Here is a 25784-nt window from a genome sequence, read left to right as displayed (position 1 = left end):
CGTCTCTGGATGGCCGGACAAGTCCAAAGACTGTCCGGTTACAAAGATTTTAGTCTCTGTCCTTTGGCACTGTCAAAGGAAAAACGGTATGCTGGTAAGGCGCAGCCCGTCCTGGGCATTCGTGTCCCGGCAGGCGCAGACAAAAACAGGAAAAAACTGAAAGGAGGGATCTGCATGGCTCTCGATGGCATCATGCTTCGAAGCGTCACTCGACACCTGAAAGACCTGGAGGGCGGCCGCATCGGCAAGATCCAGAATCTGTCGGATGAAGAGATCCTGCTGCATATCCATACGAAAACCGGACTGAAGCGTCTGGTCATCAACGTGCACTCCAACACAAACCGGGTGTATCTGGCTGCCTTTGTGCCGGAGATCCAGCCCGAACCATCGGGTTTCGTGATGTTTCTGCGGAAGCACTTTTCCCAGGGAATCATCACATCTGTGTCCCAGGCCGGCTATGACCGGATCCTGGTCACGAAGGTGCAGGCCATGAACGAACTCGGTGACCTGCGGCAGCTGACATTGTATCTGGAGCTCATGGGCAAATACGCGAACCTGATCGCAGTCAATGAAGAGGGTGTAATCATGGATGCCCTGAAACGGATCCCCGTCTTCGAGAACTCCCGCCGGCTGATCCACCCGGGTGCCAGGTACGAACTGCCATCGCAGCCGGAGAAGCAGGATCCTTCCGGACCTGTATCCATCGACGAAAGCCGGCCGCTCACGGATCAGATCTCCGGATTTTCCCCGCTGCTGTCCGGAGAAGCGGAGAGGCGGCTTCATGAAGGCACGACCTGGGAGGAGTTCTGGCATTCGCTGGAGGCATCCGACAAACTGTACTGGTATGATGACCGGCATTTTCACATCATTCCCCTCTCAGGGATGAACACAGAACCCAGGGTGTATGACCTGATGGAAGGTCTGGGTCAGCTCTACCGGCAGCGGGAGGAAAAGAGTCGGCACAAGGAGCAGTTCGGAGATCTGATCCGCACAGTGGAAAAGGAAAAGAAGAAACAGCAGAAAAAACTGCCCCGGCTGCAGGCTTCGCTGGAGGCAGCGAAGGATCATGACAAGTACCGGGAATACGGCGATCTGCTGTTTGCCTGGCAGGGTTCGCTGAAACAGGGAAAGCAAGCCGTGGTGCAGGATTTCGAAACCGGTGAAGACGTAACGATTCCCCTGAATGAAAAATTCAGCATCCGGGACAACGCCAACCGGTATTATGCAAAGTACCACAAAATGAAGCGCAGTCTGGATGCCCTGCAGGAGCAGATCCGTATCTGCAAGGAAGATCTGGTCTATTTCGAGCAGATGGAGGAACAGCTGAAACACTGCAGCTATGAGGATGCACAGGAGATCCGTCAGGAGCTGGAGAGCGGCCGCTGGCTGCTGCCTAAAAAAGGGGCTAGGCGCCGCAAAGGCAAGTCCCGGCCACACGTCCTGGAGATTCCGTATGAAGGAGCCGTGATTTTTGTCGGCCGCAACAACCTGCAAAACAGCTGGCTGACCCATAAAATGGCCCGGCGCAGCGACTTGTGGTTTCACGTCAAGGGCTATCATGGTTCCCACGTGATCCTGCAGTCTGATCAGCCGACAGAAGGACAGATCCGTATGGCTGCCATGCTGGCTGCCTGGTTTTCCAAAGGCAGGGAATCCAGTTCGGTCCCTGTGGACTACACCCAGGTGTCACAGCTGAAAAAGGTTCCTGGCTCCAAAGCGGGTTTCGTGACGATGAAAAGCTATCGGACGATTTACATCGATCCCGATCCCAGGCTTGTGGAAGAGATTCTGCGCAGGCGGAAACAGTAAAGAGTCAGCAGCCATGGCATGAAGCCGGCCTGTCCCAGGGATCCATTCCTGACACAGGCCGGTCTTTTTGTGCGCGGTTACATGCGGCGGATGGCTGGCCTGCCCCACAGCAGGCAGGGGCTGCTTTGTGAAGGACAGAGCTGTGTGTCTTATCCTGCTGCCGGGAGAATGCGGTTCATGATCCGCTGCAGATCTGCCGGAGATTCAATATCCGGCTTGTGGCCCAGGGTTTCGGCAAGTGCCTGTCTGGTGAAAACCAGCGGTTCTTCCCTGTCGAACCGGTAGGTGACTTTATCCAGATTAGGTGTGAGGACCATGGCCAGCCATGCTGCCTCCCGCAGGCTCTCTGCAGGCAGCCTCCGCTCAGCCTCCACCCTGTAAGTCCAGCCGCAGTGTGCAGGATCTTCTGTATCCGCCTCGATTGTCACAGGCAGATCCGGATCCGGGGGAGCAGCCAGATGCATCTGCTGCACATCGCCGGCATAACCATTGGCATAGGAATATAGCTGCCGGCAGCGGGGTGAAATCATGACACCATCCTGCCAGAGAATCTCACCGTTGAGCCGGATTTCCCGGGTCGTATCCGGAACCGACACCGTTTCCCTGCTCATCCGGTTCAGCAGCCCGCTGCCGCCCCGGACCTCCAGTTCACAGGTGCCATCTCCCGGACAGCTGGACTGCAGATTCAGTAAACCGGTCCCCGGGACCTGACTTTGCACCTCAAACACCAGCTGGCCGCTTTCCCTGCCTGTCTCCATCACCTTGACATAGTCAGCCGGCAGCAGGATGCTGTTCCGCCACCCGGCACCCGCCAGCAGTACAAGCAGTACAAACAGCACAGCAGAAACCACCATGATCCGTCGGCTCCAGCGCAGATGCCGGCCTGTTTTCTTCAGGTCCTTTTCCAGCGGCAGGTCCTTCTGCAATACAGCCGGATCCGGTTTCTGCAGATTCTGAAGCTCCTCCCGGCACGCAGGACAGGTCTCCAGATGCCGCTGAATCCATTCCGCTGTTTCAGTCTGTACCACACCATCCGCATACAGCGGCAGCAGATCCTGCACAATCGCGCATTCTGTCTTCCGGTTCTCAGTCATGACAGTCCTCCTCCCATTCTCTCTCCCACAGCTCCCGCAGCCTGCATCTTCCCCGGTGATACATCACCCGGCTCCAGGATTCGCTGCGGCAGAATATCTCTGCTATCTCTGCAAAGGAAAGCAGTCCGTATACCCGCAGCCAGACAATCTCCCGGTACGGCTCCGGCAGCTTATGCAGACAGGCAAAGACCCGCAGATCCCGGGGATCATCCATGCCCTGGAGAACCAGTGATCCATCCCCTGCCGGGTCCCGCTTCTTCCCACGGCAGAAATCAAAATACTGATTCCGGGCAATGGTGCACAGCCACGACGACAGCGTGCTCTCATGCCGGAACCCCCGGATCTTCACAGACGCCTTCAGAAACGTCTCCTGAGTCAGGTCCTCACTCAGCGCCGCATCATGGCTCAAAGACAGAAGGTACAGATACACCTGCCTCGCGTGCTGTTCGTACATCTCTTCCAGATCCATTCACAGCCTCCTTTCATCCGTAAGACGCTGTCATACAGCAGAACGTTACAGTTATTTCTGCGTTTTTGTGACATGCTGTCAAGCATTTCCGGTTCAGGCAGACTTTCTGTGCAACGGCAGAGGCAAAACAGACCGGCACAGGTCATCACGATCTGTACCGGTCTGCAGCTGTGGATGCTGATGGCTGTCCTGATGGACAGCTGGCAGGGCCTGGATATGGGTGTGCTTCAAACTCCAGGGCTTACAGCGGCTGACCCGCTTTGGAAGTTTCCGCCTGGTCAAAGAGATCCGAGAGCCACTGGATATAGCTGTCAGGAACGTTCAGCGACTGGAAGGTCAGATGATCCGGAGCCGGCAGATTCCCGCCTTCAATGGTTTCCGATTCAATGGCACCGGATTCATCCAGGACAAACCGGAACCGATAGTCTCCGCTGGTGCAGGCAAGCATATCCTCCTCCCATGTCCATTCACCTGGCAGACCAAACAGGATTTCATTCTGTCCCGGGAACAGGAACGTTTTCAGCTGCAGCCGCAGCCTGTCTGTATCGTTGAGATACCGGGAGATATCCTGATCAGTCAGGTCATGGGTGGTCAGGGATGGTGAAACGATCCATCTGTCGCTGTCCCGAAACAGCCCAAACATCTGACTTTCATTGTTTGCCTGACGTTCAAAGGACCAGGTCTCTTCCTCCTCCTGAATCAGCCAAAAGGTACTGTCATTACAAATCAGCTGTTCGGTCCGATCACCGTTGTGAATCTGCACACCATTGCCGCTGAGAGTCCTGGACAGTGCCAGTTCAAAGACCTTCTGTGGATCTTCACTAGTTTGCGCAGATAAATCAGAATCCGGGAACTGTAACGTTGAATCTGACATATGAGGATCAATAATAATCGAAGATACCCTGCAGCCAGCGATTAGAAATGCTATACCGAATACAAGTATTCTAATGCTTTTATTCACATCATTCTCTCCACTGAATCAAAGTTTTACCCGAAGAATTAATATTTGTGGTCAAGTAGAAACTACGAGATCCCCCAGTCCAACCATCCTCGTTGTATAAACAATCAAAAGTCATACTTGCGACAGCGTATCTGCCACCCGTTGTTGTGTTTGAAGGGACGGACAAACTAACATTTGAAAGAGAAATCAACGCTCCTGTTACACTAGGATTTACAGCATAATTGATCTTTGGAGGGTAGCAAGTCACCGAAACCTGATAGGAGTAAGTAATATATCCGTTAAAATGATGAGGGGTAAGAATACTAGTTCCTGTAGGAAGGCTTCCACCACTCCATCCAGAATCGCCATACGTGATGATAGAATTTTCATTATAATCATTCTCTATATCGAGCCATACTTTATCTCTACCATCATCGTACAAAACCAGCGATCCATTGGATGGAATATGGTCAGCTATGGCTAAATACTCGCCTTGACCATTCGTGAAGACTTCAACCGAATCATCTTGGCCGACATTCTCGATATGCATATATCCCGCTGGAATCTCATCTACGGATTCTTTAGCATACATTGGAGTCACAAACAAATTAACGAGAAGCATTGCACAAATTATAAGCCTTTTCATATTTTCACCTCTTTCAGATAAGCTTATCTAATCAAAGACTAACATGTCCCAGTCAATACGTGAAGGCTTACTTTCTTTCTTTCAGATATTTTTCATCTAATTGCTATTACATATTTATAAATTGATTATCCAGTTATGGTAATGTATTATTTTGTTTTTATCTTTTAAAAAACCGGATCCTGCACATGGCAGAATCCGGTTTTCACTACCCTTTGATCGTGACGGTCTTGCCGTCGGGACCTGGCGTGTTTTTCAGGTAATCGATGATTTCCTTTTTCTTGTCAGCCTTGCAGGGACGGCACTTGAATTCGTCTGTGTCGCCTTCCACCATTGCGGATGCAAAGCCGCTGCATCCGGGGTAGCCGCAGCCGCCGCAGTTGTAACCCGGCAGCATGCCGGCCACTGTGTCCACCCGCTCATCGGGCTGGACATGCAGGAACTTGCTGGCAAGACCCAGGCCCAGACCCAGCAGGGCCCCCAGGACCAGCATCATCAGAATCGCATTCAGCATTTTATTCTCCTCATTCCGGCAGTCTGTCAGGACTCAGGATGCCTGCCATGACCCGGATTGTTGATGCAGTGAATATCGTGACAGGCTTCACAGTCAGCCTTCAGATTCTCGCAGCCTTCCGGCAGCGGGGTCTTTTTGTTCAGCAGGAACAGAACGATGTAGATCGCCACCAGCGCCCCGAAAAACAGGATGGCCAGCAGAACCTTGTTCATACCAGACCAGCGAAAGCCGAGAAGGCCATGGCCATGATGGCGGCCACGATCATGGCAATCGGGTTGCCTGCAAAGGGTTTCGGTACACTGGAAATCTCCAGACGTTCACGAATCGCCGAGAAAATATACAGCACCAGAGCAAAACCCAGAGGTGTGCCAATGGAATACGCCAGCATCTGCGAAAAGTTGTACGCACTAGTGATGTTGACCAGGCACACGTTCAGGACCACGCAGTTGGTGGTGATCAGCGGCAGGTACACACCCAGGGACTTGTACAGGGCAGGGCTGGTTTTCTTGATGAACATCTCCGTCAGCTGCACCAGGGATGCAATGACGAGAATGAAGGTGATCAGGTCCATGTACTCCAGCTGCAGGGGCACCAGGACAAAATAGTAGAGTCCATAGGTGACCAGAGCCGCCACAACGATGACGAACATGACCGCAATGCCCATGCCCAGGGCGGAACTCCGTTTGCGGGATACACCCATGAACGGGCACATGCCCAGGAACTGGTTCAGGACCACGTTGTTGATCAGGACACTGGTGACAAACAGTGCTGCAAACTCAGCCATTCTGCTTTACCTCCTTGAGCTCGGCCGCTTTCGCAGCGGCCTTTTCCTCTGCATGTGTCTTGTAGGCAGTCAGGGCTGCAGCCAGACATGCGAAGGTGATGAACGCACCGACCGGGGAGTTGAACAGTCCGATGGTGTATTCCTCCGGAATCAGCGTCACATTCAGGAGAACCTGTGCTTCGTCGAAGGGGTTCACGATGTTCAGCATACCCGTGGCCAGCACCTCACGGATGAAGGCCATGGCCAGAACCGCCAGGGTATAGCCCAGACCCATGCCCAGGCCGTCCAGCGCGGAATCCATGATGCCGTTCTTGGAAGCAAACGCTTCAGCGCGCCCCAGGATGATGCAGTTGACGACGATCAGCGGGATAAACACGCCCAGAGAGGTGTTCAGCGCCGGAGCATAGGCTTCAATCAGCATCTGGATGATTTTTACCAGGGTCGCAATGATCACGATATAGACAGGGATCCGGATGTCATCGGGAACAATTTTCCGGATCGCGGAAATGATCACATTGGAAATGATCAGCACCATGATGACAGCTGCGCCCATGCCGATGGCGTTGTTCACCGTCGTGGTGATCGCCAGGGTGGAGCAGATGCCCAGATACAGGGAGAATACCGGGTTGTCTTTCAGAAGCCCGGCCTTGAAATTCTGCATTCGAGTCATGCCCTGCCTCCTAATCCAGCTGGGCGACAATGTCTGCCGCCTTGTGGATGCCTTCCACAACCGGGGTGCTGGTCACAGTCGCGCCGGAAATGGTATCCAGCTCGCCGCCGGCATCCTTGCCGGTGACAGACTCCGCAAACGCCGGTTCTGTGATCTTCGAGCCGATTCCCTTGGTGTCGCCGTTGGAAATCGCCTGGAACTTCGTGATTGTCAGGTCATCCTTGTTGATGGCCACCAGGAAGTTCGTGCCGTCCTTGTAGCCCTTGACCTGCATATTGAAGATATAGTTTTCGCCATAGGCGTAGATCTTCTGCACATCGGGATCATCCGAGGTGTAGTCCACGATCTGGAAATCATCCACGTGGGCATCCGGATACATCTCCAGCAGGATCTGTTTTTCTTCCCGTTCCTTGTTGGCCTGAATGACGGGAGCCGTCATGTTGTTGGCCCAGGCCAGGGCACCGCCTGCCAGGGCAGAGACAATGGCCAGGAACAGCGTCAGATGAAGGATCTTTTTCATTATTCAGCATCCTCCGTTCCTTCAGTGGCTTCTGTGGACGCATGCTCTGCATCCCCTTCGCCTTCACCGCCTGCTGTGGCTTCTGTGGAAGCATGTTCCTCGTCACCGCTTTCTCCTTCACCGGTGGCAGCGGTTGTGGCTGCACTGGTGGCGGAGGACTTCAGGCTCGCAACGGGTTCCACTGTAGCCGATACATAGAAGCAGGACGCCAGACCCAGAACCAGCAGCACACCGGCAATGATCCGGGCCTTGTTCACCATCTGCAGCTGCTTGCCGTCCAGCGCCTGTTCAATCATGGGCGTGAACATGTTCATCAGCAGGATGGAATACAGGCAGCCCTCCGGCAGGTTGGCCTTCAGGCGGATCAGAACCGTCAGCACTGCAGCACCGGTGGCAAAAATCACGCGGCCTGCGGGACTGGTCGGGTTCGTGACGGGATCTGTCAGCATGAACACACCGCCGAAAACCACGCCGCCTGTCAGCAGGTGGATCGCGGGATACCACAGCCAGGCGGGAATGCCATTGTAGGATTCCAGCCCGGTCAGGATGGCTATCAGCGCCGTCAGGACCGCAATGACGCCAAAGTAGACCGTCGGGATCCGCCAGTCAATGACATGCCGCCAGATCAGGAACGCACCGGCAATCAGGATCGCCAGAATGAACGTTTCGCCGATTGCACCCCCATGGGTTCCCAGCAGCATGCTGGTCCAGCCGCCGAAGCCGTCCACAAATGTGTCCACCATTTCGGCGTTGGCCGGCAGCCAGTGATAGCTGGTGGCAATTTCCGAAACCGGTGTGGCACTGGTGAGCAGATCCGTGCTGGCGCCTGTGAAGGCGGCAAAGATCACAGCACGGCCAACAGCCGCGGGGTTGAAGATATTCTGGCCGAAGCCGCCGAAGAGCAGCCGGCCGAACACAATCGCAAACACAGTTGCGATGATGATCGCATAGACCGTGACGTTGACCGTGCACATCATGGTCAGGATCAGAGCTGTCACACAGCCGAAGCTGTTTTTGATGAATGTTTTGGGGTCCTGCTTTGTGGCCTTCGCATACAGGAACTCACAGATATAGGTGGTCACCAGCGAGGCAGCCAGCAGCACCACTTCGTGCAGGGCTGTGGCCATGCCATAGGCAGAACCGTAATACACCAGGGAACATACAAAGACTGCCGCCAGGGCAATCATGAGGTCCCGCATGATGTTGTGGGTTGTCAGTCTTCCCTTGATGTTGGGACTGACATGAAATACATACTTCACGTTGGACCTCCTACTTCTTCCTGCTCTTCATCTGGATCGTGCGTTTCGCCTTGCGGACGTTTTCCGTGACATCGATCCTCGACGGGCAGACATAGGTGCACATACCGCACTCAATGCAGGACAGAGCGCCCAGTTTTTCCATGAGCACTGCATCCCCCATCTTCAGGGCATTGGCAATCCGCACGGGCTGCAGACCGGCCGGACAGTGATCCGAGCAGCTGCCGCAGCGCAGACACGCAATGGCAGGCACCGGATTCACCGGCAGCACTGTCAGCGCGTTCATGGCCCGGTCGATGACAAACTTGTTGTTGGGAATGGCCTTGCCCATCATGGGTCCACCCGCACAGAGAATGACTTCGTCCCCCTTGAGTCCAAGGTGGTCCAGGATTTCTTCCACAGGCATACCCACAGGCACCCGCACATTGCAGGGCTTGTCCACGGCTTCACCGGAGACAGTCACGACCTTAGTTTCCAGCGCTTCTCCGTTTTTCACCATCTTCGCCAGTTCAATGGCTGTTCCAGCATTGTTGACAATGGCGCCTGCCTCCGCCGGAAGCTTGTCGTATTCCTTGTGCAGCACTTCCCGCACCAGAACACGTTCCCATCCCATGGGATACACATCCGGTACAGGCACCACGGTGACTTCCGTTCCCGCAGACGCCTGTTCGATCTTCGAAATCAGATCCGGGTGGCTTTTCTTGATGCAGATCCGCACATCCGTGACACCCGCCATTTTGCCCATGATCCGCGCGCCTTCAATGAGATCCGCGGGATCGGCCATGGCCTGCATGTAATCTGACGTGATGTACGGCTCACACTCCACAGCATTGATCAGCACCGTGGTGATTCCCGACGGATTGCCGTATTTGACATACGTCGGGAAACCCGCACCGCCCAGACCGATCAGGCCTGCCTGCTTTGCGAATTCCACCAGGTCTTCCCTGCCCGCGGTCATCCAGTCGATGGGTGCAAAGGCCTGAGTCTTTGTCTGCTTCCCATCAAGCTCGATCACCATATGCATCTGGGGACGCATTGATGAATGCATGCGCTTCACCGTTCCCTTATACACACCGGACACACTGGAATAGACAGGAACATAAAATCCCGTCTTTGTTTCAGCCAGCTTTGTGCCAATGGCTACCGTCTGGCCTTCTTCGACGAGGATTTCAAAATTTGTATTGGCGCCAGCCACCAGCGGAATATAGACTTCCTTCGCCGGCTGCAGATCCAGTACCTGTCCCTTGTCTGTCATTGACTTATGGCCAGGGATGTGCTGGCACATAGGTCCCAAAAACAGTGACATAGTCGCTTTCCTCCATTAAATCCGTACACAATCATACCACAGTTTGTGAAAGCGGCGTCTTTTTATCGCGGACAGTCACAAACTGAGGCAGGCATCCCGCATTTGCAACGAAATGACGGATTTGTGTCATATTCCACAAAACATTCCAGTCCAGAATCTGCTCTTGCCTACCGTCTTTGCTGCCGGTGCCGGCCACCCGGGAGTCATTACCGGCGATGACAGGGCTCTCAGCGGTTGCATACCACCGCTGGGTGGCACACACCATGGCATCGTCTTTGCGGCCCGGCATACACCTTTCTATAATGGGTCCATGAGCAATACGAAACACAAGACAAAAACCGGCATGAAATGGTGGCTCCTGCTTTCGGCAGCTTTCCTGGTGCTGATCGCAGCCGTGGTCTTCTTTGTCCAGAACCGCGGAGGATCTGCGGTGCAGGAACGCCAGGTCACATTGACAGACGTGGGGTTCGACACCCCGGTCACGCTGCAGGCCACCTGCAGCGAGGAAGACTTCGACAAGTACACGAAAATCGTATCCGACACCTTCCTGCAGTACGATGCCTACTTCGACCAGTATTCACAGCATGAAGGCGTCAACGGTGTCTATACCCTGAATCAGCAGGCAGCAAAGAATCCCGTCAAAGTGGATGATGCCCTCCTGCAGCTGCTGGAGGATTCCATGGACTATATGGAGAAGAATCCCAAGTTTGACATTACCGAAGGAAAGGTCCTCTCCCTGTGGCATGACGCAAGAGAAGCCGAAACACCGTATGTGCCTGACGACAAAGACATTCAGGCTGCGAAAGTGCACACCGGTCTGGAAGGCATTGAAATCAGCGGGAACGAAGTCTCCTTCAAGGACGACACCGTGCAGCTGGACCTGGGTGCCATTGCCAAGGGTTTCACAGCCGGAGTGGCAGCAGAAAAACTGCATGAGGAAGGGCTGGACAACGGCTACATCAACGCCGGCGGCAATGTAGTGCTGCTGGGGGAAAAACCTGACGGCAAGGACTGGGTGATCGGCATTCAGTCCCCGGATGAATCCGGATCTGTGGTGCAGCTGGTCACAAAGGATCCTGTGACCATGGTGACCAGCGGCGACTATCAGCGGTACTTTGAAGTGGATGGCAAACGCTATTCCCACATCGTGGACCCGGACACCGGCTATCCTGTAACGTGGATGCGGTCGGTGACTGTGATCGGTCCCGCCGATCAGTCGGAAGCCGCGGATGCCAACAGCACAACGCTGTTTCTGATGCCGGTGAAGGAAAGCATGGAGTATGCAGAAAAAAACGGCATTGAAGCCGTATGGATCACGGACAAAGGCGAAGACACCGGCGTGAAGCCGACGTATACGACCAGCCTCTATGATGTCTATGTATCCGATGGACTGCAGGATGTCATCCGGCTTTCCAGCCAGGGCTGACAGTGTTTTGAGCCAGAAAACCCCGGGTCTTTCGTGAGGTCCGGGGTTTTTGATGCCGTTGATGGCTGAATTGTGAGGCTTATCTGTTCTGGAAGATCCGGAACAGGCAATAGATGAACAGTACAACGATGACCGATATGTACAAATCATAGAGACACTGCATAAATGAAGTCCCTGTAAACAGATGCTGCAGGACCGGTTTCAGGAGAATCAGAGCATACAGAAGCAACTCTGCGGATTTCAGATGACCAGTTTCTGTTTTTTTCATGTTCACTTCATACACCTCAATTCTCTTAAAGCCGCATGAGCAGGATCAGCAGGGCTGCTCCGCCCAGACCGATGATGGTCATGCCCTTCCAGTACTGCTGGTTGGTTTTGTTGAATTCAGCGTAATGTCGGTTGTCTTCCTTCAGACAATATGAAATGACCTCCTGATTGTAGCAACGTGGATTTACCCTTACACTGCAGTCAGGAAACAAACAGAGCGGGGATTACCGCATACAATCGGAGGTCACATAACAAGAATAATCAAAATCGGAATGGATGTCCACAAGGACAGTTTCACCCTGTGCGCTATGGAGCCCAAATTCGGTGGTAAAGATATTATCTTCTCCACCGTTAAAATCGGAGCAGATGTAGATCTGGTCATCGACTATATCAAAAAGCTCAAAGAGAAACTTCAGGATAGCAATCTTGATATTGAATGCGGTTATGAAGCTGGATGTCTGGGATATGTTCCCTATGCAGAACTGAAAGCCAGGGGAGTCAAATGCATCATCCTGGCTCCTACTACGATGATGGCACCTCAGGGTAAAAGGGTAAAAACGGATGCCAGAGACGCTTTGATGATTGCTCAGTGCTTAAGCTACGGTGGCTATAAAGCTGTTCATATTCCTACTGATCAGGATGCAGCAGTCTCCGGCTATCTGAGAATGAGAGATGATCATAAATCAGCTCTGAAAAAGATCAAGCAGCAGATTCTTTCTTTCGCACTTTACAATGGACTGCGTTGTGAAGCGAATAACTGGACGCAGCTGCACCTTCAGTTCCTCAGGCATTGCCAGTGCAACCCGATTGTTCGGGAAACCCTGGACGATTATCTGCGTACTTATGATTATCTGAACAACCGTATTGATGAGATGAATCAAAGAATTCATGAGTTGTGCCAAGACAAAGCATACAGTGAAAACGTCAAAAAGCTTCAGTGCCTGATTGGAATCAAAGAACAGACTGCTCTTGCTCTGATTACTGAGGTAGGAGATTTCACCCGATTTGATAAAGGCAATACCCTTGGCGCCTATCTTGGCCTGGCTCCCGGAGAGCAATCCAGCGGCGCAAAAACAGTACGAACAGGTATCTCAAAAGCCGGGAACAGATTTGTTCGAAAGCTCCTGACGGAAAGCGCCCAAGGGATCTGCAAGGGCAGGATCGGATACAAATCCAAGGATCTGAAATCAAGACAGCAAGGAAACTCGAAAGAAGTAATCGACTATGCAGATCACGCCAACGAATATATGCGGCGAAAATACTACCGGCTGATGCGTAAAGGAAAGAAGCACAATATAGCTGTATCTGCCATTGCGAGAGATCTTTCCTGTTTTGTCTGGGGACTTATGACGGATAACATTTCCATTGCCAGAGACTGAGTTTCAACAATAAGCAATTTGTTTCAGAAACAACGAGTTTTAACCTACAGCCTGCCATTTTGGTTCATATTTTTGACAGCAGTTCAGAGAAGCTGCATGTGCAAGGTCTGAGTGATGAGCGATAATTCTATGTCGGCCTGCTTAACAGCAGTGATCCACGTATTCAGACAGCTCCACTCCTGGCGAACCATTGACCTGTTGGTAACCAATCCACGTATAACAGAGTGGCCAAAAGCCGGGACCAATTTCCTTGCAGCTTCTGTAAAGTGCTGTCAAGCTTAGAACTAAAATGATGATCATCAATGGGGGTAAGGGGGCACTATACCTTCTCACTCACTCTTGACAAAGGTCATTTCATAACAGTTTTTCGATGATTCTGCGGTTCTTTTCATTCATGGTGTGCTCCTTTTCTGTTGTGGAAAGGCCTGGCAGAGAAAGTTATATACAAACCTGTCTCTGTCATATTTCATTATGGAACCCCCTGTTCTTCATTTATATTTTATCAAGATATATCTTAAAAAAGCACCAAGCCTTACACAATATACCAGTTCCTGTTCATCCGGATTCACCCCTGTCAAACGGGAATCCAGTCTGTCAGCCAGCAGGCGGCTGTTTCGTCCCACAGCCGGCGGCAGAGGGTACCATTCACCGGTTTGAATTTCCAGACATGCTGATCCGCTTCCTGAAATCGGACTGTATCAGAAACAGGAGGTTCGGATTCATTGAAATCTTTGGCCTGGATGCCCGTCAGAATCAGAAATCCTGCAGTCACAGCTGCAAGGCTGAACAGCCACAGTCTTCTATTCATAAATCACCGGTACTCCCACCAGAAACTCCGAAGCCGGATTCCGGATCTCCATGTATTCCCCGTCAATGCAGAAGCTCCAGCTCCCGTCTTTGTGACTGATGAGCAATCCGGAATCCAGCAGATCGGACTGTGAATATCTGTAATCGGCAGCCGGTGGCAGAAAAGCAGGTTCCAGTACAACAAAACTGGACAGAAATGCCAGAACAGCCAGAGACACCAGACAGAATCCGCTTGTTCCGGAAATGAAGTCCCGCTCAGACAGACGTTCGATCCGCCAGGCGAGAACTTCGGCATCATCAGAGATGTAAAAACTGGAAAATGCAGAGTTGTCAGACTGTTTTGGTGAATCCGGATGCAGCAGTTTCTGGACTTCAACCAGTGACAATGCATACTCCAGCTGACCGGCTTCATTCCGGTTCCAGACCGCTTCTCCATCTGCCATCACTTCTGCATACAGAGAAATATGCCGTCTGAGAAGGTACACTGGCGGCAGCCACCACCAGACGATCAGGATCCATTCCACCAGCTGCTTTTTCAGGTAATCATGGTTTTCCAGATGACGGATTTCATGAAGCAGAATGCATTCCATCTGATGTCTGGAGCAGTGCAGATCAGGCAACAGAATGCTTTTATCCTTCCCCATGATTCTGGGAGACTGGATGCTGGCAGAAATATAGACAGGATATTCCGGCATGGTGCTGTTGCCGACCAGTTCCCTGACCGAGGTCTTTTTTGCATGCTGCCGGATTCGGCTGGCTGTTTTCTCCACATACAGGTGGTTTCTTAAGTGCGTGAACCCCCGGATGCCGGCTCCTGTGATCCAGAACCCGAGCAGCAGCTGAATTACGGAAAACCCGGGGAGGAATTCCTGTCTCATGAAATTCGTGACCGGGTTCAGAACAGCCGGAATCTGAACCGGCAGGGCATAGAACAGGGTAACGGGAAAACCGAGTCGCAGCCCGATCATGACCATTAGCAGGAACACCGCATCGGCATGAATGAGACGAAACTGTTTACGACGCTTAAGCACCAGGTCCAGGACAAGGATCAGAACGCATGATTCGAAACATGTCAGGAGGATCGAGAAGAGTGAGACAGTCATGAGGACTGGTCCTTCAGTTCCCTGATTCTTGTCCGGATCCTGGCTTCCAGTTCGTTCAGCTCTTCCAGGGAGGCCCCTGCATCGACGAAATTCTGCGCAAACAGCCGGCAGGTTTCTCTGCTGTTGGCAATGGACGCGAGGTAGTCCGCTTCCTGCATCGAAGGTTCATACTGCCTGGCAATGGCATTGCGGTTGTGGGTGATTCCTGCCACCTGAATGATGTTTCCTTCCAGCAGGCGGGACAAAACCTGCTGAACGGAGTACACACTCATTTCAGAGATGCGGTCCGAAATTTCCCTTGCAGTCAGCGGTTTGCCTTCACACCATAAGATATCCATGACCTGGCTTTCTTTTTTGGTAAACTTTTTCATAGTCCCTCCTTCTGTGGTTTGCTGCTTTCATTGTAAACGCAAACAGAGCAATGATAAGAAAATCAATTATAATTGATATTTTTATCTATGGTTGTTGTTTTCCTATTGTATAAACCGATCAACAGAGATAGACTCAAATCAGGAAGTACTTCTTTACGATTTGATTTTTCCCCGTTTGCCAGAAAGGAGATGAACTGTATGAGGTTCTGGAAATGGCTGCTGGCAGCCATGGCAATCGTTGTTGCCGGTCTGCTCGTATTCTCCCTCTTTCACAAAGAACCGGGTCCGGTAGATACAAGGCCAGTCTCGGAACAGACCAGACAGCAATCGGAAATCATCGACGAAACAGATCCGTTTTCCAGTGAGACACGATCCACCACAGATTCCATCGAAGGGACGGTGGGGTACTGATGCACAGACTTCGTCTTTTCAGTACAGTCCTCCTGGCTCTGATCCTCCTCGCAACCGCCGGGTGCAGTTTGGCACCAGAACCGGGAGACAAACTCACAACACTGGTTGTGTACTATTCCAGTGATGATGATGGAATCAGTGAACTGGCCCGGGAAGCTGCCAGGACAGCCAAATGTCAGATGTTCGAGATCCAGCCGGAAAAAGAATACGGTGGCCTGCTGAATAAGCTGAACAGTTCAGAGGAACTGAGCATGGAGGAACTGGAGGATCTCTACTCCACTGACTTCAAGCTGAAACAGCCGGTCCCGGACAACTGGTCAGAATATGACCGGATCATTCTCGGCTGTCCCATCTGGCTGGACGGCGCCGCCACACCTGTCAAGCTGTTCCTGGACGAGAACAATCTGGATGACAAGACGTTTTATCCATTCACCATCGGGACTCTTGATGAAGCTGAAACACTGACCACCCAGCTTAGTCTGGATAACTGGCGCACCGGATTTGCCAAGGCTGAATCCTTCGAAAAAGGTGCGTCCCCGGAAACCGTTGCCCAGTGGGTCGATACACTGAATTCTGAACACTGAATTCTGAGAAACCGCAATCACAGGAAAACAGCTGAGTTTCTGTATCCTACACGGTCCTCTTTCCAGTGGATGCCATCACCTGTACAAAACAAACAAACAGCCTGGATTCCATGACCGGATCCAGGCTGATTTTCTGTTTCTTTTGCTTCCCTTTCATGACCTCACGCTGCCGGCAGCACCAGTCTGCCGCCTTGCTTTCTGCACTTTCTCTTTCCCAGTCTTGCCAGTGTCATGATGCCGAAAGCCATCCACCCCAGCACAATCGCCAGCAGAAGAATCAGTTTTCCCATTGCATGTTCTTTCATGCCCTCATTCTGTCAGACACTTCCAAACATTCACCGGACGAAAACCTTATCAAAAACGAAAGACCGTGCCTTGCATCACCTGAAATGATACCCGACACGGTCTTTGTCTGTTTCAGTCAGACCTTATTCAACTGTGTGCCCCGGCAGCCTGCCGCAGGCAGGCATCACCGGAACTTATGGAAGAAACCCCTTATTCGGCTTCTGCTGCTTCTTCAGCCACAATGGCTGCACAACGGTCACAAAGGCCATCTTCGTTCTCGGCGGTCGTGAAGTTCCAGCAGCGGGGGCAGGCATGACCGGCAGCTTTGTCCACCAGCACCTGGCTGACTTCATACTGCGGGAGTTCGTCGTCCACGAATTCAGCATCGGACACGATCAGCCACTGGGCCAGTTTCGGCACATACTTGTCGAACAGCGCCCGGGTTTCCGGATCCACGTGCAGTTTCACCGCCGCTTCCAGCGATTTTTTGATCTCACCGGCTGCACGCTTTTCTTCCAGCGCCTTGAGAACATCCTTGCGGACAGCCAGCAGCTGCTTCATGTCGGCCAGGATCTGCTCTTCATCGGCCTCCAGCTCCACTTTGGCGAAGTCTGTCAGGTGGATGGACTCTTCATCGAGCTGGAGGATGTCGTTGATTTCCTCTGCCGTGTGGGCCAGGATCGGAGCCCAGAGACGGACCAGTACATCAGCGTAGGTGTGCAGGACGGTCTGCACGGCACGGCGTTCAGGATCGTTTTCGCGTTCGATGTACAGGATGTCCTTGGCGTAGTCCAGGTAATAGGCGGACAGATCGTTGGTCATCAGGTTGGTCAGGCTGGTGACGACATCCGCAAAGCGGTATTCCAGATAGGCCTTCTCGGCCTTTTCCTCTGCCTGCTTCAGCAGCACCAGCATGTACTGATCCAGCAGCGGCAGCTGGTCAAAGGGGACCCGGTCCTTTTTCGTGAAGGTGTTGTCGTCCAGGTTGGCCAGCAGGAACCTGAAGGTGTTGCGGACTTTCCGGTAGTTTTCCGCGATCTGCTTCAGGATCTTGTCACCCATGGATACATCCGCCTGGTAATCCACAGTGGCGGACCACAGACGCAGGATGTCGGCTCCGTATTTCTTCGTGATCTCCGCAGGGGCCACGGCGTTCCACTGGGACTTGGACATCTTCACGCCTTTTTCATCCATGACAAAGCCGTGAGACAGCACTTCCTTGTAGGGAGCTTCGCCGTAGACAGCGGTTCCCACGATCAGGGAGGAGTTGAACCAGCCGCGGTACTGGTCGGATCCCTCGAAGTACAGATCTGCCGGATAGCCCAGACCTCGTTCGATCATGGCCCCGGTGTGGGAGCTGCCGGAGTCAAACCACACATCCATGGTGTCGGTTTCCTTCGTGAAGGTTCCGTTGGGAGAATGCTCGCTGGTGTAGCCTTCCGGCACCAGGTCCTTTGCCTCCAGCTCGAACCAGATGTTGGACCCGTGTTCCCGGAACAGGTCTGCCACGTGTTCGAAGATCGCCTTGTCCATCAGCGGTGTGCCGTCTTCCCCGTAGATGATGGGAATGGGCACACCCCAGGCACGCTGACGGGAAATGCACCAGTCGCCGCGGTCGGCGATCATGTTGTGCATGCGGCCCTCGCCCCAGGCAGGCACCCAGTGAATGCTGTGGATCTGATCCAGGAGCTGCTGGCGGATTTTGTCGATGGAGGCAAACCACTGTGTGGTGGCACGGAAAATGATGGGCTTCTTGGTCCGCCAGTCGTGGGGGTAGGAGTGGGTGATGAACTGCAGCTTCAGAAGCGCTCCCAGCTCATCGAGCCATTTCACGACTTCCTTGTTGGCGTCTTCGACATAGAGCCCTGCCAGGCGTTCGCCGGTGTCTTCCATCAGACGGCCCTGAGCGTCCACGTTGACGTAGATTGGCAGTCCGTACTGCCTGCCGATCATGAAGTCATCCATACCGAAGCCGGGAGCCGTGTGGACTGCACCGGTACCGGAATCCGCCGTGACATGTTCTCCCACCATCACCAGAGAGTCTCTTTCAGGGTACAGCGGGTGTTTTGTGGTGATGAATTCCAGGTCCTTTCCCTTGATGGTGCGCAGGACTTCATAGTCTGTGATGCCGAATTCTTCCATCAGCTTGTCCACGAGCTCCGCCAGCACCACCAGGTTGCCCTGCTCTGTCTTCACCACTGCATAGTCGAACCGCGGGTGAACGGAGATGCCCAGGTTGCCCGGGATGGTCCAGGGTGTGGTGGTCCAGATGACGATGCTGTCGCCTTCCTCCAGCACGCCGCGGCCGTCTTTCACCGCAAACTTCACGTAAATCGTGGGAGACTTCACGTCCTTGTATTCCACTTCCGCTTCCGCCAGGGCAGACTCGGAGGACGGAGACCAGTAGACCGGCTTCAGGCCCTGATAGATCAGGCCATCGGATGCCATTTTGCCAAAGATCTCGATCTGGCGGGCTTCAAAATCCGGTGTCAGGGTGATGTAGGGGTGATTGTAGTCACCGATGCAGCCCAGGGACAGAAAGCCCTTTTTCTGTCGCTCCACCTGCTCGAGCGCAAAGTCGTGGCAGATCCGACGGAATTCGGGAATGCCGATTTTCTTGCGATCATATCCCAGTTTCGTGACAGCTGTCTCGATCGGCAGGCCGTGGGTATCCCAGCCGGGGATATAGTCCACGCGGTTGCCCATCATGTAGTGGGATTTGTTGATGACATCTTTGAGGATCTTGTTCAGGGCATGACCCAGATGGATGTCGCCGTTGGCATAGGGAGGGCCGTCGTGGAGGGTCCAGGGTTCGGCTCCTTCCCGGCGCTCCAGCATTTTTTCAAACAGCTCCATCTCAGCCCAGCGCTGCTGGAACTTCGGCTCTTTCTTCGTCAGATTTCCGCGCATTTCAAACCGGGTTTTCGGCATGTGCAATGTGCTCTTGTAGTCCATTTCGAATTCTCCTTCCAGATTTCTGTCTGCTCTCTTCTGTTCTTTGCCTGCGGAAGACATAAAAAAAGCGCCCCTGTCTAAGGGCGCTTGCACGCGGTACCACCTTAGTTCAGGCCCCTGTCCGGTTTCTCCTGCCGATGCGGGCTTTGCCGTACGGAAAGAAACACAGGTTCCTGCACTTGTCGGGGATAACGGTCCCGGCCGGGATGCCTTACAGACTGTGAAAGGTTCAGGCACCCTGCCAAGAAGGGATACCATGGAGGCCGCCTGGTCCTTCCTTTCACCAACCGGAAGGCTCTCTGATGCCTGCGTGTCCTGCATGACGTGTCTTCTTCATCGCTTAAAGATAGCGTTCAAACTGCAAAATCAATCGGTTCTTTTTGGTCTGCGCCCGGGCTTTCAGGAAGCGAAACCGGCCGCAGCGCCGAATCGATACGAGGTCATTATCACACAGCACTTTGTTTTTGCCAACCGTGACATCGTTCACTTTGATGTCACCACTCCGGATTTTTTCTTCTGCCGCCGACCGTGAGCAGCGGGCCAGCGCTGCCACCACGGCATCCAGCCGGGTGCTGGACACAATGGCTTCGAACGTTTCGCGTACAGGGACATCAATTTCCGGATCTTCTTCCCACTCCCATTTCAGGGACGATCGCCCGGCCTTTTTCAGCTCCGCCATGATGTACTGGGCGAGATGTTCGCGGACAAAGAGACGGACATCCGTGTCTGTGCAGAGGATGTCCCCAATCTGTTCACGTTCGATGCCCAGTCCCATGGCTGCGCCCAGCACCTGAGGATGCTTCAGAGGTTCGGCATTCCGCGGAACGCGGGCATGGAGACAGATTACATCACTGGCTTTTCGGGCCGCTGCCTCGTTTTCCGGTTCCTGCGGGAAAATGATCAGCTGCCGGCGCTCGGCCTGTTCATGTCCGCCCCAGAAATACAGGGAGGCGGCAGATGAGAGGTTCTTTTCTGCAAGATCCTGCTGGGCAGGTGTCAAAAAAACAGTCAGAACCGCCCTTTCCTGCCGGTATGATGTCTCGAGTGCATCATACAGACGGGAGAGGAACAGGTCCTGGCTGCTGTCGTGTTTATTCTTCGTCGTCAAGATCATCCGGGTTTCCCAGAGAAATGGTGCCCTGTACACCGATTTCAGCCGGGGAGCAGAGGATGACATTCTGACCGATTTTCTGGATCTTGCCGTCCAGAGCGAATACGACACCCGTCAGGAAATCAATCGTGCGCTGTGCATACTCGCGGTCCAGCTTGTGCAGGTTGACAACCACTGCACGGCCTTCTTTCAGGCGCTGTCCCACCTCTTCTGCCTCACTGAAGCTTCGGGGCTCGAACAGTACCATTTTTGTATTCGAATTTAAAGAAGAAGCACCTGCCTTGCGCGCAGCCGGACGTTCGTAGCGGCTGGCGGGTTCGGGTTCTACTTCACTTTTCTTTGGTGTTTCCGGTTCGTATCCCTGATCGTCGTCATCCACCGGAGCGACGAAGTCCTTGACTTTATCCATGAATCCCATGTGAAAACCTCCCTATCGGACCTATTATAGCATGCGCAAAGGACAGGGCAACCAAATTTCAGGATGTGTGCCAACCTGGGGTAAGTCATCACAACCGGCCTTGACGTATGCGGAACATCTACAAGTATCCCACGGACAAGGCCTGCTGTCACGGAAAAAGCGAGGGGAATGCAACGGAGTTTTACACACTTCCCAGGCTTCTGTCACAACAGGCCGGATAGCCGGTTTCGTCTCTGCCAGAACATGGAAAAGACCGCCGTTTTACCTCACCGGCGGTCTTGTGACTGGACAATTCTGTCCAGGCTGATTGTCTGTGATCCGGCTATTCGGTCTCGATCAGACCGTAGCCGCCTTCGCGCCGGCGGTAAACAACGGCGATCTTTCGGGTTTCATCATCGGTATAGATGAAGAAATCGTGATCCAGCAGTTCCATTTTCGCAATGGCTTCGTCCAGGCTCATGAAGGCCGGAACTATGGACTTGGTCCGGACCACTTCGTCCTCATCCACCGGTGCATCTTCATAGAGCTCCACGTCAATGAAGGCTTCCGAGAGCGGCGAGTGGTTCTTTTTCTTCTCGATCCGGGTCTTCTGCCGGCGGATCTGGTCTTCCAGTTTGTCAATGGCCCTGTCAATGGCTTTGTAGAGATCGTCGTCCGCCACTTCGGTACGCAGGATCGCGAACCTGGTCGGGATGGTGACTTCGATCTTCTGCTTGTCGGGATAGGTGCGAATCAGGACATTGGCTGTATCCTCGTCATCAATGATGAAATACTTGTTGAGAATGGCGAGTTTTTTGTTGATTTTGTCGGCAATGGCCTGCGTCACAGTGATGTTTTTTCCGGTGATATTCACTTTCATATGAGATACCTCCTTGGTGATTTCAGTATACCACCGCCGGTATTATTCATCTTCAATTAACAGTTTGTGCCGTCTGAGGGGCCATTTTTTCCGGTTCGCTTGACAAGCCATTCTTCCAGAGAAAGCTGCCCGGGTGCACTGCTTTGCGACAGGGTGCAGAAGGCAGCAAAGCTGTCCCAGGCATCTCCCCAGAGTCTGGAGACAGTCCCCTGTTCCCCCATGGCGATGGCAATTTTCCTTGACTCTGTCCGGTGCTGACGGCAGCTTTCCAGCAGCCGGTCCACATCCTGTTTATCACGGGGCATAATGGCGAGTTTCTGGACCAGGGGATGGTGCGTCTCCATGGCATGCCAGATGACATCCAGGTCCGCCGGGGTCTGATCGAAGTCATGAAAGGACAGGACAGTCTGTTCCGGGTTGCTGAAAGAGGCCAGCGGTTCCTCGTGGTCCAGACGCGAGAGCTCCACATCCACCAGTCCATTCAGCCTGCACAGATGACGGACCAGTTCTTTGTACTCTGTATCTGTCAGGGAGATCTCTCCCCCTTCCCTGTCCGTGCGAATGGTATACAGCAGTCTTTTGTCCCCGGGATCCAGGACAGCCAGGATCTCCAGAAGCCGGAATGGATCCAGATCATTCAATGCCCTGTCCAGACGCAGTTCAATCCAGTCACAGCGGGAATGGACCGCTTCTTCAAAGGCGCTCTGAAATGTTTCAGTGTCATCTACAAACAACGGTACGATTGTAATCATGGTCTCATCACATCACAATCAGGGGTGGTTTTCAATCCCGAATACGTCCGGAGAATGCAGCCTGGAGTGATGCAAGGCAGAATCAGAATGGTGGAAGCTTCAGGACTGCACAGCCGTCATCGGCATGGAAGGGACAAGATACAGTGGTATGAAAATCTTTTATGAAAATTCAAAGTTGGGGTTGAAAACAGTTTTCAGATTGAGTAGACTGGCGTCATGAACATGTTTCAGTATTTTCGATTTATCTGACGTCTGAACACATCGGCACAGTCCGGTGATTTTGTTCAGGCGTTTTTTCAAAGGCATTCTGGATTCGGAATGCCTTTTTTGCGGACTGGATTCAGGTCCTGACAGGAGGCGGCAATGCAATGGAGTATGGACTGATTGGCGAGCACCTTGGCCATTCGTTTTCAAAACAGATTCACAGCGGGCTTGGAAACGACAGATACATTCTGCGGGAAGTGCCCAGGGACAGGGTGGATGAATTTTTTGAGACCCGGGAATTTTCGGGGATCAATGTGACGATTCCCTACAAGAAGACAGCTCTGGCTGCGTGTGACGAGGTATCGGATCTGGCGAAGCGGGCACAGGCGGTGAACTGTGTGGTCAACCGCGGCGGAAGGCTGTATGGCGAGAACACCGACTGCGCGGGGATCCTGGCGACTCTGGAACATGCCGGGATTGACGTAAGGGACAAAACTGTCCTGGTGCTCGGACGTGGCGGAGCTGCCACAGCTGTACAGGCGGTGATCGAGTCCCTGGGTGGCCGTCCGGTGACGGTCTACCGGAAGCAGGCGGAAGGCTGCGTCCTGCCAGAACAGGCAGCCCGGATGTATCCGGATGCAGCGGTGGTGATCAATGCCACCCCCGCTGGGATGCATCCGGATGTGGAGAGCCAGGCACTGGACTTGTCGGGGTTTGACCAGCTGGAATTTGTGTTCGATCTGGTCTACAACCCGCTGAAGACCCGTCTGCTGCTGCAGGCCGGGTCTCTGGGCATTCCCCATGACAACGGTCTGCGGATGCTGGTGACGCAGGCGGTGCGGGCTCATGAGATCTTCTTTGATGTCCAGGTGCCTGATGCCATCACGGAACAGGTACTGGCGGATCTTGTGAGACAGCGGCGGAACATTGTCCTCATTGGGATGTCTTCCTGCGGAAAAAGCACGTTGGGGAAACGGCTGGCCCAAACGCTGGGTCTGTCCTTTACGGATCTGGACGCAGAGATCGAAGCGGCTGCCGGTCTGTCCATCCCCGAAATATTCAGGCAGGAACAGGAGGCCGGGTTTCGGAGGCGGGAAACGGAAGCTGCCCGTCAGGCGGGCCTGGACACCGGTCAGGTGATCGCATGCGGCGGGGGCATCATCGAACGGCCGGAGAACCTGGATCTGCTTCACCGCAACGGCATCATCCTGTGGCTGAAGCGCGACCCCGCATTGATGGTGCATGAGGATGCAGACAGGCCGATGCTGAAACAGGGCTTTGACTCGCTGTATGGAAGGCGGGCTCCTGTCTATGCGTCCTGGGCGGATCTGACAGTGACCAATGACGGCAGTCTGCAAGAAGGACTGGAAGCTGTGTGCCGGGCGCTGGGGTTGCAAGTCGATGGACCTGCATCATCTGGATGACAGAGTCCGGCCGAAATCCGGAACAGTCTGAGGGATACGACGAGTCCGGAAGAGGAAAACGGCGGTCCTGAACGGAATCACAAGATTGAAAAACAGGCAGACAGAGTACAGATAAACAGATAAAAGGAAAGGAACCGAACATATGATCATTACACTGAAAAAGACAGCCCCTGAGGCGGAAGTCTCACGGCTGATTGAAAACCTGGAGAAAAAGGGTCTGAAGACGACAAAAATCGTAGGCGAAAACTACGATGTCTTTGGTCTGGTAGGCGACACTTCGGTCATCGACGACCGGTCCCTGCTGGCGAATCCCATCGTCTATGATGTGAAGCGCGTGGCTCAGCCCTATAAGCTGGCCAACCGGATGTTCCATCCCGAGGATACAATCGTGGATGTCAATGGTCTGAAGATCGGCGGCAGCAAGGTGATCATGATGGCCGGTCCCTGTGCGGTGGAAAACCGGGAGTCGATCCTGTCTGCTGCCCGGGCCGTGAAGGATGCCGGTGCGGATATGCTGCGGGGTGGAGCCTACAAACCCCGGACCTCGCCTTATGCCTTCCAGGGCCTGGGAACCCAGGGAATCGAACTTCTGACTGAAGCCCGCAGGGAAACCGGCCTGCCGGTTGTGACAGAACTGATGTCGGCAGACAAGCTGGATGAATTCGTGGAAAACGTGGACATCATTCAGATCGGTGCCCGAAACATGCAGAATTTCGACTTGCTGAAAGCAGTCGGACGCACAAAGAAGCCGGTGCTGCTGAAACGCGGTCTGGCCAACACGATCGAAGAATGGATCATGGCCGCGGAATACATCATGTCGGAGGGCAACCCGAATGTGATCTTCTGCGAACGCGGGATCCGGACCTTCGAGAAATTCACCCGGAACACCCTAGATCTGTCAGTGATTCCCATCATCAAGGAACGCACCCATCTGCCGATCGTGATCGATCCTTCCCACGCAACGGGTGACTGGAAGCTGGTGGAGGCTGTGTCCCTGGCGGCGATCGCTGCCGGTGCCGACGGGCTGATCATAGAGGTGCATTGCGATCCCCAGAATGCCCTTTCCGATGGCGCTCAGTCGCTGAAGCCGGAAAACTACGCCTCGCTGGTGGAAAAAGGCAGGAAGATCGCGGAGGTCATTGGCCGAAGTCTGTAGGGCGTGCTTTCGGAACAGTGTCAGGATCGTTCTCCCGCTGCGGATGCTGGCAAAGCCGGCTGTTTTCCGGTCATTGATGGGATACAGACGAACGGGATCAGCTGATCAATCCTGATACCAGGACTGCCTGGCAGATGCAGGTGGTCCTTTTTTGCTGTCTGTCCACTGGACCCCGGATGGCCTGCCCAGGGCACTTTCGGATGGGTGGTCTCAACGAGCATTTGCGCGATCAGGGAAGCTGTGGCTATACTGAGTAAAATCGAATCA

29 protein-coding genes are annotated in these 25784 nt (G+C 53.5%); 7 read left to right on the top strand and 22 right to left on the bottom strand.

Annotated features, from left to right (window positions below; translation table 11 throughout):
• The first annotated feature begins 174 nt into the window (after positions 1 to 174).
• Positions 175 to 1809: an Rqc2 family fibronectin-binding protein gene (locus aalo17_RS05265; RefSeq protein ID WP_067556497.1), complete on the top strand. Its 1635-nt coding sequence runs from the start codon at positions 175 to 177 to the stop codon at positions 1807 to 1809.
• A gap of 149 nt (positions 1810 to 1958) precedes the next feature.
• On the opposite strand, the gene aalo17_RS05260 is transcribed toward aalo17_RS05265, so the two are convergent.
• The 12 genes from aalo17_RS05260 to aalo17_RS12800 all read right to left on the bottom strand — a co-directional run bounded on the left by aalo17_RS05260 (position 1959) and on the right by aalo17_RS12800 (position 10294).
• On the bottom strand, positions 1959 to 2903 hold the full coding sequence (locus tag aalo17_RS05260) for a zf-HC2 domain-containing protein (RefSeq protein WP_067556494.1): 945 nt from the start codon (positions 2901 to 2903) through the stop codon (positions 1959 to 1961).
• Positions 2896 to 3372, bottom strand: coding sequence for an RNA polymerase sigma factor (locus tag aalo17_RS05255; RefSeq protein WP_067556491.1), 477 nt, complete (start codon positions 3370 to 3372; stop codon positions 2896 to 2898). The genes aalo17_RS05260 and aalo17_RS05255 overlap by 8 nt, the downstream gene beginning before the upstream one ends.
• Before the next feature lie 241 nt (positions 3373 to 3613).
• Positions 3614 to 4015, bottom strand: coding sequence for a hypothetical protein (locus aalo17_RS05250; protein WP_145907528.1), 402 nt, complete (start codon positions 4013 to 4015; stop codon positions 3614 to 3616).
• 319 nt (positions 4016 to 4334) lie between these two features.
• Positions 4335 to 4934: a hypothetical protein gene (locus tag aalo17_RS05245; protein ID WP_145907525.1), complete on the bottom strand. Its 600-nt coding sequence runs from the start codon at positions 4932 to 4934 to the stop codon at positions 4335 to 4337.
• Positions 4935 to 5163: 229 nt separating this feature from the next.
• Entirely contained in the window at positions 5164 to 5469 is a 306-nt protein-coding gene (locus aalo17_RS05240) for a (Fe-S)-binding protein (protein ID WP_067556482.1), read from the bottom strand.
• Positions 5470 to 5495: 26 nt separating this feature from the next.
• Positions 5496 to 5681: a hypothetical protein gene (locus aalo17_RS05235; RefSeq protein ID WP_067556479.1), complete on the bottom strand. Its 186-nt coding sequence runs from the start codon at positions 5679 to 5681 to the stop codon at positions 5496 to 5498.
• Positions 5678 to 6253, bottom strand: coding sequence for an electron transport complex protein RnfA (locus aalo17_RS05230; protein ID WP_067556476.1), 576 nt, complete (start codon positions 6251 to 6253; stop codon positions 5678 to 5680). Before aalo17_RS05230 ends, aalo17_RS05235 begins: the two co-directional genes overlap by 4 nt.
• On the bottom strand, positions 6246 to 6923 hold the full coding sequence (rsxE, locus tag aalo17_RS05225) for an electron transport complex subunit RsxE (RefSeq protein WP_067556473.1): 678 nt from the start codon (positions 6921 to 6923) through the stop codon (positions 6246 to 6248). Before rsxE ends, aalo17_RS05230 begins: the two co-directional genes overlap by 8 nt.
• 10 nt (positions 6924 to 6933) lie before the next feature.
• On the bottom strand, positions 6934 to 7443 hold the full coding sequence (locus tag aalo17_RS05220) for an RnfABCDGE type electron transport complex subunit G (protein ID WP_067556470.1): 510 nt from the start codon (positions 7441 to 7443) through the stop codon (positions 6934 to 6936).
• Positions 7443 to 8702 carry an RnfABCDGE type electron transport complex subunit D gene (locus aalo17_RS05215; protein WP_082743258.1) on the bottom strand — a complete coding sequence of 420 codons (1260 nt, stop codon included), beginning with the start codon at positions 8700 to 8702 and terminating at the stop codon, positions 7443 to 7445. Before aalo17_RS05215 ends, aalo17_RS05220 begins: the two co-directional genes overlap by 1 nt.
• 10 nt (positions 8703 to 8712) lie before the next feature.
• On the bottom strand, positions 8713 to 9984 hold the full coding sequence (locus aalo17_RS05210) for an RnfABCDGE type electron transport complex subunit C (RefSeq protein ID WP_338032549.1): 1272 nt from the start codon (positions 9982 to 9984) through the stop codon (positions 8713 to 8715).
• Between the two features lie 52 nt (positions 9985 to 10036).
• Complete coding sequence (locus aalo17_RS12800) at positions 10037 to 10294, bottom strand: hypothetical protein (protein ID WP_067556463.1); 258 nt, start codon at positions 10292 to 10294, stop codon at positions 10037 to 10039.
• 21 nt (positions 10295 to 10315) lie between these two features.
• On the opposite strand from aalo17_RS12800, the gene aalo17_RS05200 reads away from it, so the two are divergent.
• A complete protein-coding gene (locus aalo17_RS05200) occupies positions 10316 to 11431 on the top strand; it encodes an FAD:protein FMN transferase (RefSeq protein WP_067556461.1) in 1116 nt (371 codons plus the stop codon).
• A gap of 79 nt (positions 11432 to 11510) precedes the next feature.
• On the opposite strand, the gene aalo17_RS12955 is transcribed toward aalo17_RS05200, so the two are convergent.
• Positions 11511 to 11699: a hypothetical protein gene (locus aalo17_RS12955; protein ID WP_067556457.1), complete on the bottom strand. Its 189-nt coding sequence runs from the start codon at positions 11697 to 11699 to the stop codon at positions 11511 to 11513.
• Between the two features lie 271 nt (positions 11700 to 11970).
• Here aalo17_RS12955 and aalo17_RS05185 point away from each other — a divergent pair, with 271 nt between their 5' ends.
• A complete protein-coding gene (locus aalo17_RS05185; protein WP_067556451.1) occupies positions 11971 to 13077 on the top strand; it encodes an IS110 family RNA-guided transposase in 1107 nt (368 codons plus the stop codon).
• 574 nt (positions 13078 to 13651) lie between these two features.
• Here the strand turns inward: aalo17_RS05185 and aalo17_RS05180 are convergent.
• Genes aalo17_RS05180 through aalo17_RS05170 form a run of 3 tightly spaced genes read right to left on the bottom strand, consistent with a single transcriptional unit; the run spans position 13652 to position 15358 of the window.
• Complete coding sequence (locus aalo17_RS05180; RefSeq protein WP_067556446.1) at positions 13652 to 13885, bottom strand: hypothetical protein; 234 nt, start codon at positions 13883 to 13885, stop codon at positions 13652 to 13654.
• Complete coding sequence (locus aalo17_RS05175; protein ID WP_067556442.1) at positions 13878 to 14987, bottom strand: M56 family metallopeptidase; 1110 nt, start codon at positions 14985 to 14987, stop codon at positions 13878 to 13880. Before aalo17_RS05175 ends, aalo17_RS05180 begins: the two co-directional genes overlap by 8 nt.
• The gene (locus aalo17_RS05170) at positions 14984 to 15358 is read right to left on the bottom strand and encodes a BlaI/MecI/CopY family transcriptional regulator (protein ID WP_067556439.1); all 375 of its coding nucleotides are present in this window, start codon (positions 15356 to 15358) and stop codon (positions 14984 to 14986) included. The genes aalo17_RS05175 and aalo17_RS05170 overlap by 4 nt, the downstream gene beginning before the upstream one ends.
• A gap of 198 nt (positions 15359 to 15556) precedes the next feature.
• Between aalo17_RS05170 and aalo17_RS05165 the strand changes: the two genes are divergently transcribed.
• A complete protein-coding gene (locus aalo17_RS05165) occupies positions 15557 to 15769 on the top strand; it encodes a hypothetical protein (protein ID WP_067556429.1) in 213 nt (70 codons plus the stop codon).
• Between the two features lie 68 nt (positions 15770 to 15837).
• The gene (locus tag aalo17_RS05160) at positions 15838 to 16353 is read left to right on the top strand and encodes a flavodoxin (protein ID WP_158507731.1); all 516 of its coding nucleotides are present in this window, start codon (positions 15838 to 15840) and stop codon (positions 16351 to 16353) included.
• Between the two features lie 161 nt (positions 16354 to 16514).
• Here aalo17_RS05160 and aalo17_RS12795 read toward each other — a convergent pair whose 3' ends face one another.
• The 6 genes from aalo17_RS12795 to aalo17_RS05135 all read right to left on the bottom strand — a co-directional run bounded on the left by aalo17_RS12795 (position 16515) and on the right by aalo17_RS05135 (position 22733).
• Entirely contained in the window at positions 16515 to 16658 is a 144-nt protein-coding gene (locus aalo17_RS12795) for a hypothetical protein (protein ID WP_158507730.1), read from the bottom strand.
• A gap of 190 nt (positions 16659 to 16848) precedes the next feature.
• On the bottom strand, positions 16849 to 19593 hold the full coding sequence (gene ileS / locus aalo17_RS05155) for an isoleucine--tRNA ligase (RefSeq protein WP_067560118.1): 2745 nt from the start codon (positions 19591 to 19593) through the stop codon (positions 16849 to 16851).
• A 340-nt stretch (positions 19594 to 19933) separates the two neighbouring features.
• A complete protein-coding gene (locus aalo17_RS05150; RefSeq protein WP_067556424.1) occupies positions 19934 to 20707 on the bottom strand; it encodes a YlmH/Sll1252 family protein in 774 nt (257 codons plus the stop codon).
• The gene (locus tag aalo17_RS05145; protein ID WP_067556421.1) at positions 20685 to 21122 is read right to left on the bottom strand and encodes a cell division protein SepF; all 438 of its coding nucleotides are present in this window, start codon (positions 21120 to 21122) and stop codon (positions 20685 to 20687) included. Before aalo17_RS05145 ends, aalo17_RS05150 begins: the two co-directional genes overlap by 23 nt.
• 322 nt (positions 21123 to 21444) lie before the next feature.
• Positions 21445 to 21981, bottom strand: a complete 537-nt coding sequence (hpf, locus tag aalo17_RS05140) for a ribosome hibernation-promoting factor, HPF/YfiA family (RefSeq protein ID WP_067556418.1) — start codon at positions 21979 to 21981, stop codon at positions 21445 to 21447.
• Between the two features lie 56 nt (positions 21982 to 22037).
• On the bottom strand, positions 22038 to 22733 hold the full coding sequence (locus tag aalo17_RS05135; RefSeq protein WP_067556415.1) for a type I 3-dehydroquinate dehydratase: 696 nt from the start codon (positions 22731 to 22733) through the stop codon (positions 22038 to 22040).
• Positions 22734 to 23101: 368 nt separating this feature from the next.
• On the opposite strand from aalo17_RS05135, the gene aalo17_RS05130 reads away from it, so the two are divergent.
• The gene (locus aalo17_RS05130; RefSeq protein ID WP_067556411.1) at positions 23102 to 24361 is read left to right on the top strand and encodes a shikimate kinase; all 1260 of its coding nucleotides are present in this window, start codon (positions 23102 to 23104) and stop codon (positions 24359 to 24361) included.
• Between the two features lie 142 nt (positions 24362 to 24503).
• Entirely contained in the window at positions 24504 to 25517 is a 1014-nt protein-coding gene (gene aroF / locus aalo17_RS05125) for a 3-deoxy-7-phosphoheptulonate synthase (protein WP_067556408.1), read from the top strand.
• Positions 25518 to 25784: the final 267 nt, after the last annotated feature.

The sequence above is a fragment of the Faecalibaculum rodentium genome, from assembly GCF_001564455.1.
Taxonomy (GTDB): Bacteria; Bacillota_I; Bacilli_A; order Erysipelotrichales; family Erysipelotrichaceae; genus Faecalibaculum; species Faecalibaculum rodentium.
This window is presented reverse-complemented; position numbering and strand designations above follow the sequence as displayed.

Excerpts from the sequence above, each read along its gene's own strand:
- aalo17_RS05265 (WP_067556497.1), top strand. The coding sequence starts at position 175 with ATGGCTCTCGATGGCATCATGCTTCGAAGCGTCACTCGACACCTGAAA.
- aalo17_RS05260 (WP_067556494.1), bottom strand. The coding sequence starts at position 2,903 with ATGACTGAGAACCGGAAGACAGAATGCGCGATTGTGCAGGATCTGCTG.
- aalo17_RS05255 (WP_067556491.1), bottom strand. The coding sequence starts at position 3,372 with ATGGATCTGGAAGAGATGTACGAACAGCACGCGAGGCAGGTGTATCTG.
- aalo17_RS05250 (WP_145907528.1), bottom strand. The coding sequence starts at position 4,015 with ATGTTTGGGCTGTTTCGGGACAGCGACAGATGGATCGTTTCACCATCC.
- aalo17_RS05245 (WP_145907525.1), bottom strand. The coding sequence starts at position 4,934 with ATGCTTCTCGTTAATTTGTTTGTGACTCCAATGTATGCTAAAGAATCC.
- aalo17_RS05240 (WP_067556482.1), bottom strand. The coding sequence starts at position 5,469 with ATGCTGAATGCGATTCTGATGATGCTGGTCCTGGGGGCCCTGCTGGGT.
- aalo17_RS05235 (WP_067556479.1), bottom strand. The coding sequence starts at position 5,681 with ATGAACAAGGTTCTGCTGGCCATCCTGTTTTTCGGGGCGCTGGTGGCG.
- aalo17_RS05230 (WP_067556476.1), bottom strand. The coding sequence starts at position 6,253 with ATGGCTGAGTTTGCAGCACTGTTTGTCACCAGTGTCCTGATCAACAAC.
- rsxE (WP_067556473.1), bottom strand. The coding sequence starts at position 6,923 with ATGACTCGAATGCAGAATTTCAAGGCCGGGCTTCTGAAAGACAACCCG.
- aalo17_RS05220 (WP_067556470.1), bottom strand. The coding sequence starts at position 7,443 with ATGAAAAAGATCCTTCATCTGACGCTGTTCCTGGCCATTGTCTCTGCC.
- aalo17_RS05210 (WP_338032549.1), bottom strand. The coding sequence starts at position 9,984 with ATGTGCCAGCACATCCCTGGCCATAAGTCAATGACAGACAAGGGACAG.
- aalo17_RS12800 (WP_067556463.1), bottom strand. The coding sequence starts at position 10,294 with ATGCCGGGCCGCAAAGACGATGCCATGGTGTGTGCCACCCAGCGGTGG.
- aalo17_RS05200 (WP_067556461.1), top strand. The coding sequence starts at position 10,316 with ATGAGCAATACGAAACACAAGACAAAAACCGGCATGAAATGGTGGCTC.
- aalo17_RS12955 (WP_067556457.1), bottom strand. The coding sequence starts at position 11,699 with ATGAAAAAAACAGAAACTGGTCATCTGAAATCCGCAGAGTTGCTTCTG.
- aalo17_RS05185 (WP_067556451.1), top strand. The coding sequence starts at position 11,971 with ATGGATGTCCACAAGGACAGTTTCACCCTGTGCGCTATGGAGCCCAAA.
- aalo17_RS05180 (WP_067556446.1), bottom strand. The coding sequence starts at position 13,885 with ATGAATAGAAGACTGTGGCTGTTCAGCCTTGCAGCTGTGACTGCAGGA.
- aalo17_RS05175 (WP_067556442.1), bottom strand. The coding sequence starts at position 14,987 with ATGACTGTCTCACTCTTCTCGATCCTCCTGACATGTTTCGAATCATGC.
- aalo17_RS05170 (WP_067556439.1), bottom strand. The coding sequence starts at position 15,358 with ATGAAAAAGTTTACCAAAAAAGAAAGCCAGGTCATGGATATCTTATGG.
- aalo17_RS05165 (WP_067556429.1), top strand. The coding sequence starts at position 15,557 with ATGAGGTTCTGGAAATGGCTGCTGGCAGCCATGGCAATCGTTGTTGCC.
- aalo17_RS12795 (WP_158507730.1), bottom strand. The coding sequence starts at position 16,658 with ATGAAAGAACATGCAATGGGAAAACTGATTCTTCTGCTGGCGATTGTG.
- ileS (WP_067560118.1), bottom strand. The coding sequence starts at position 19,593 with ATGGACTACAAGAGCACATTGCACATGCCGAAAACCCGGTTTGAAATG.
- aalo17_RS05150 (WP_067556424.1), bottom strand. The coding sequence starts at position 20,707 with ATGATCTTGACGACGAAGAATAAACACGACAGCAGCCAGGACCTGTTC.
- aalo17_RS05145 (WP_067556421.1), bottom strand. The coding sequence starts at position 21,122 with ATGGGATTCATGGATAAAGTCAAGGACTTCGTCGCTCCGGTGGATGAC.
- hpf (WP_067556418.1), bottom strand. The coding sequence starts at position 21,981 with ATGAAAGTGAATATCACCGGAAAAAACATCACTGTGACGCAGGCCATT.
- aalo17_RS05135 (WP_067556415.1), bottom strand. The coding sequence starts at position 22,733 with ATGATTACAATCGTACCGTTGTTTGTAGATGACACTGAAACATTTCAG.
- aalo17_RS05130 (WP_067556411.1), top strand. The coding sequence starts at position 23,102 with ATGGAGTATGGACTGATTGGCGAGCACCTTGGCCATTCGTTTTCAAAA.
- aroF (WP_067556408.1), top strand. The coding sequence starts at position 24,504 with ATGATCATTACACTGAAAAAGACAGCCCCTGAGGCGGAAGTCTCACGG.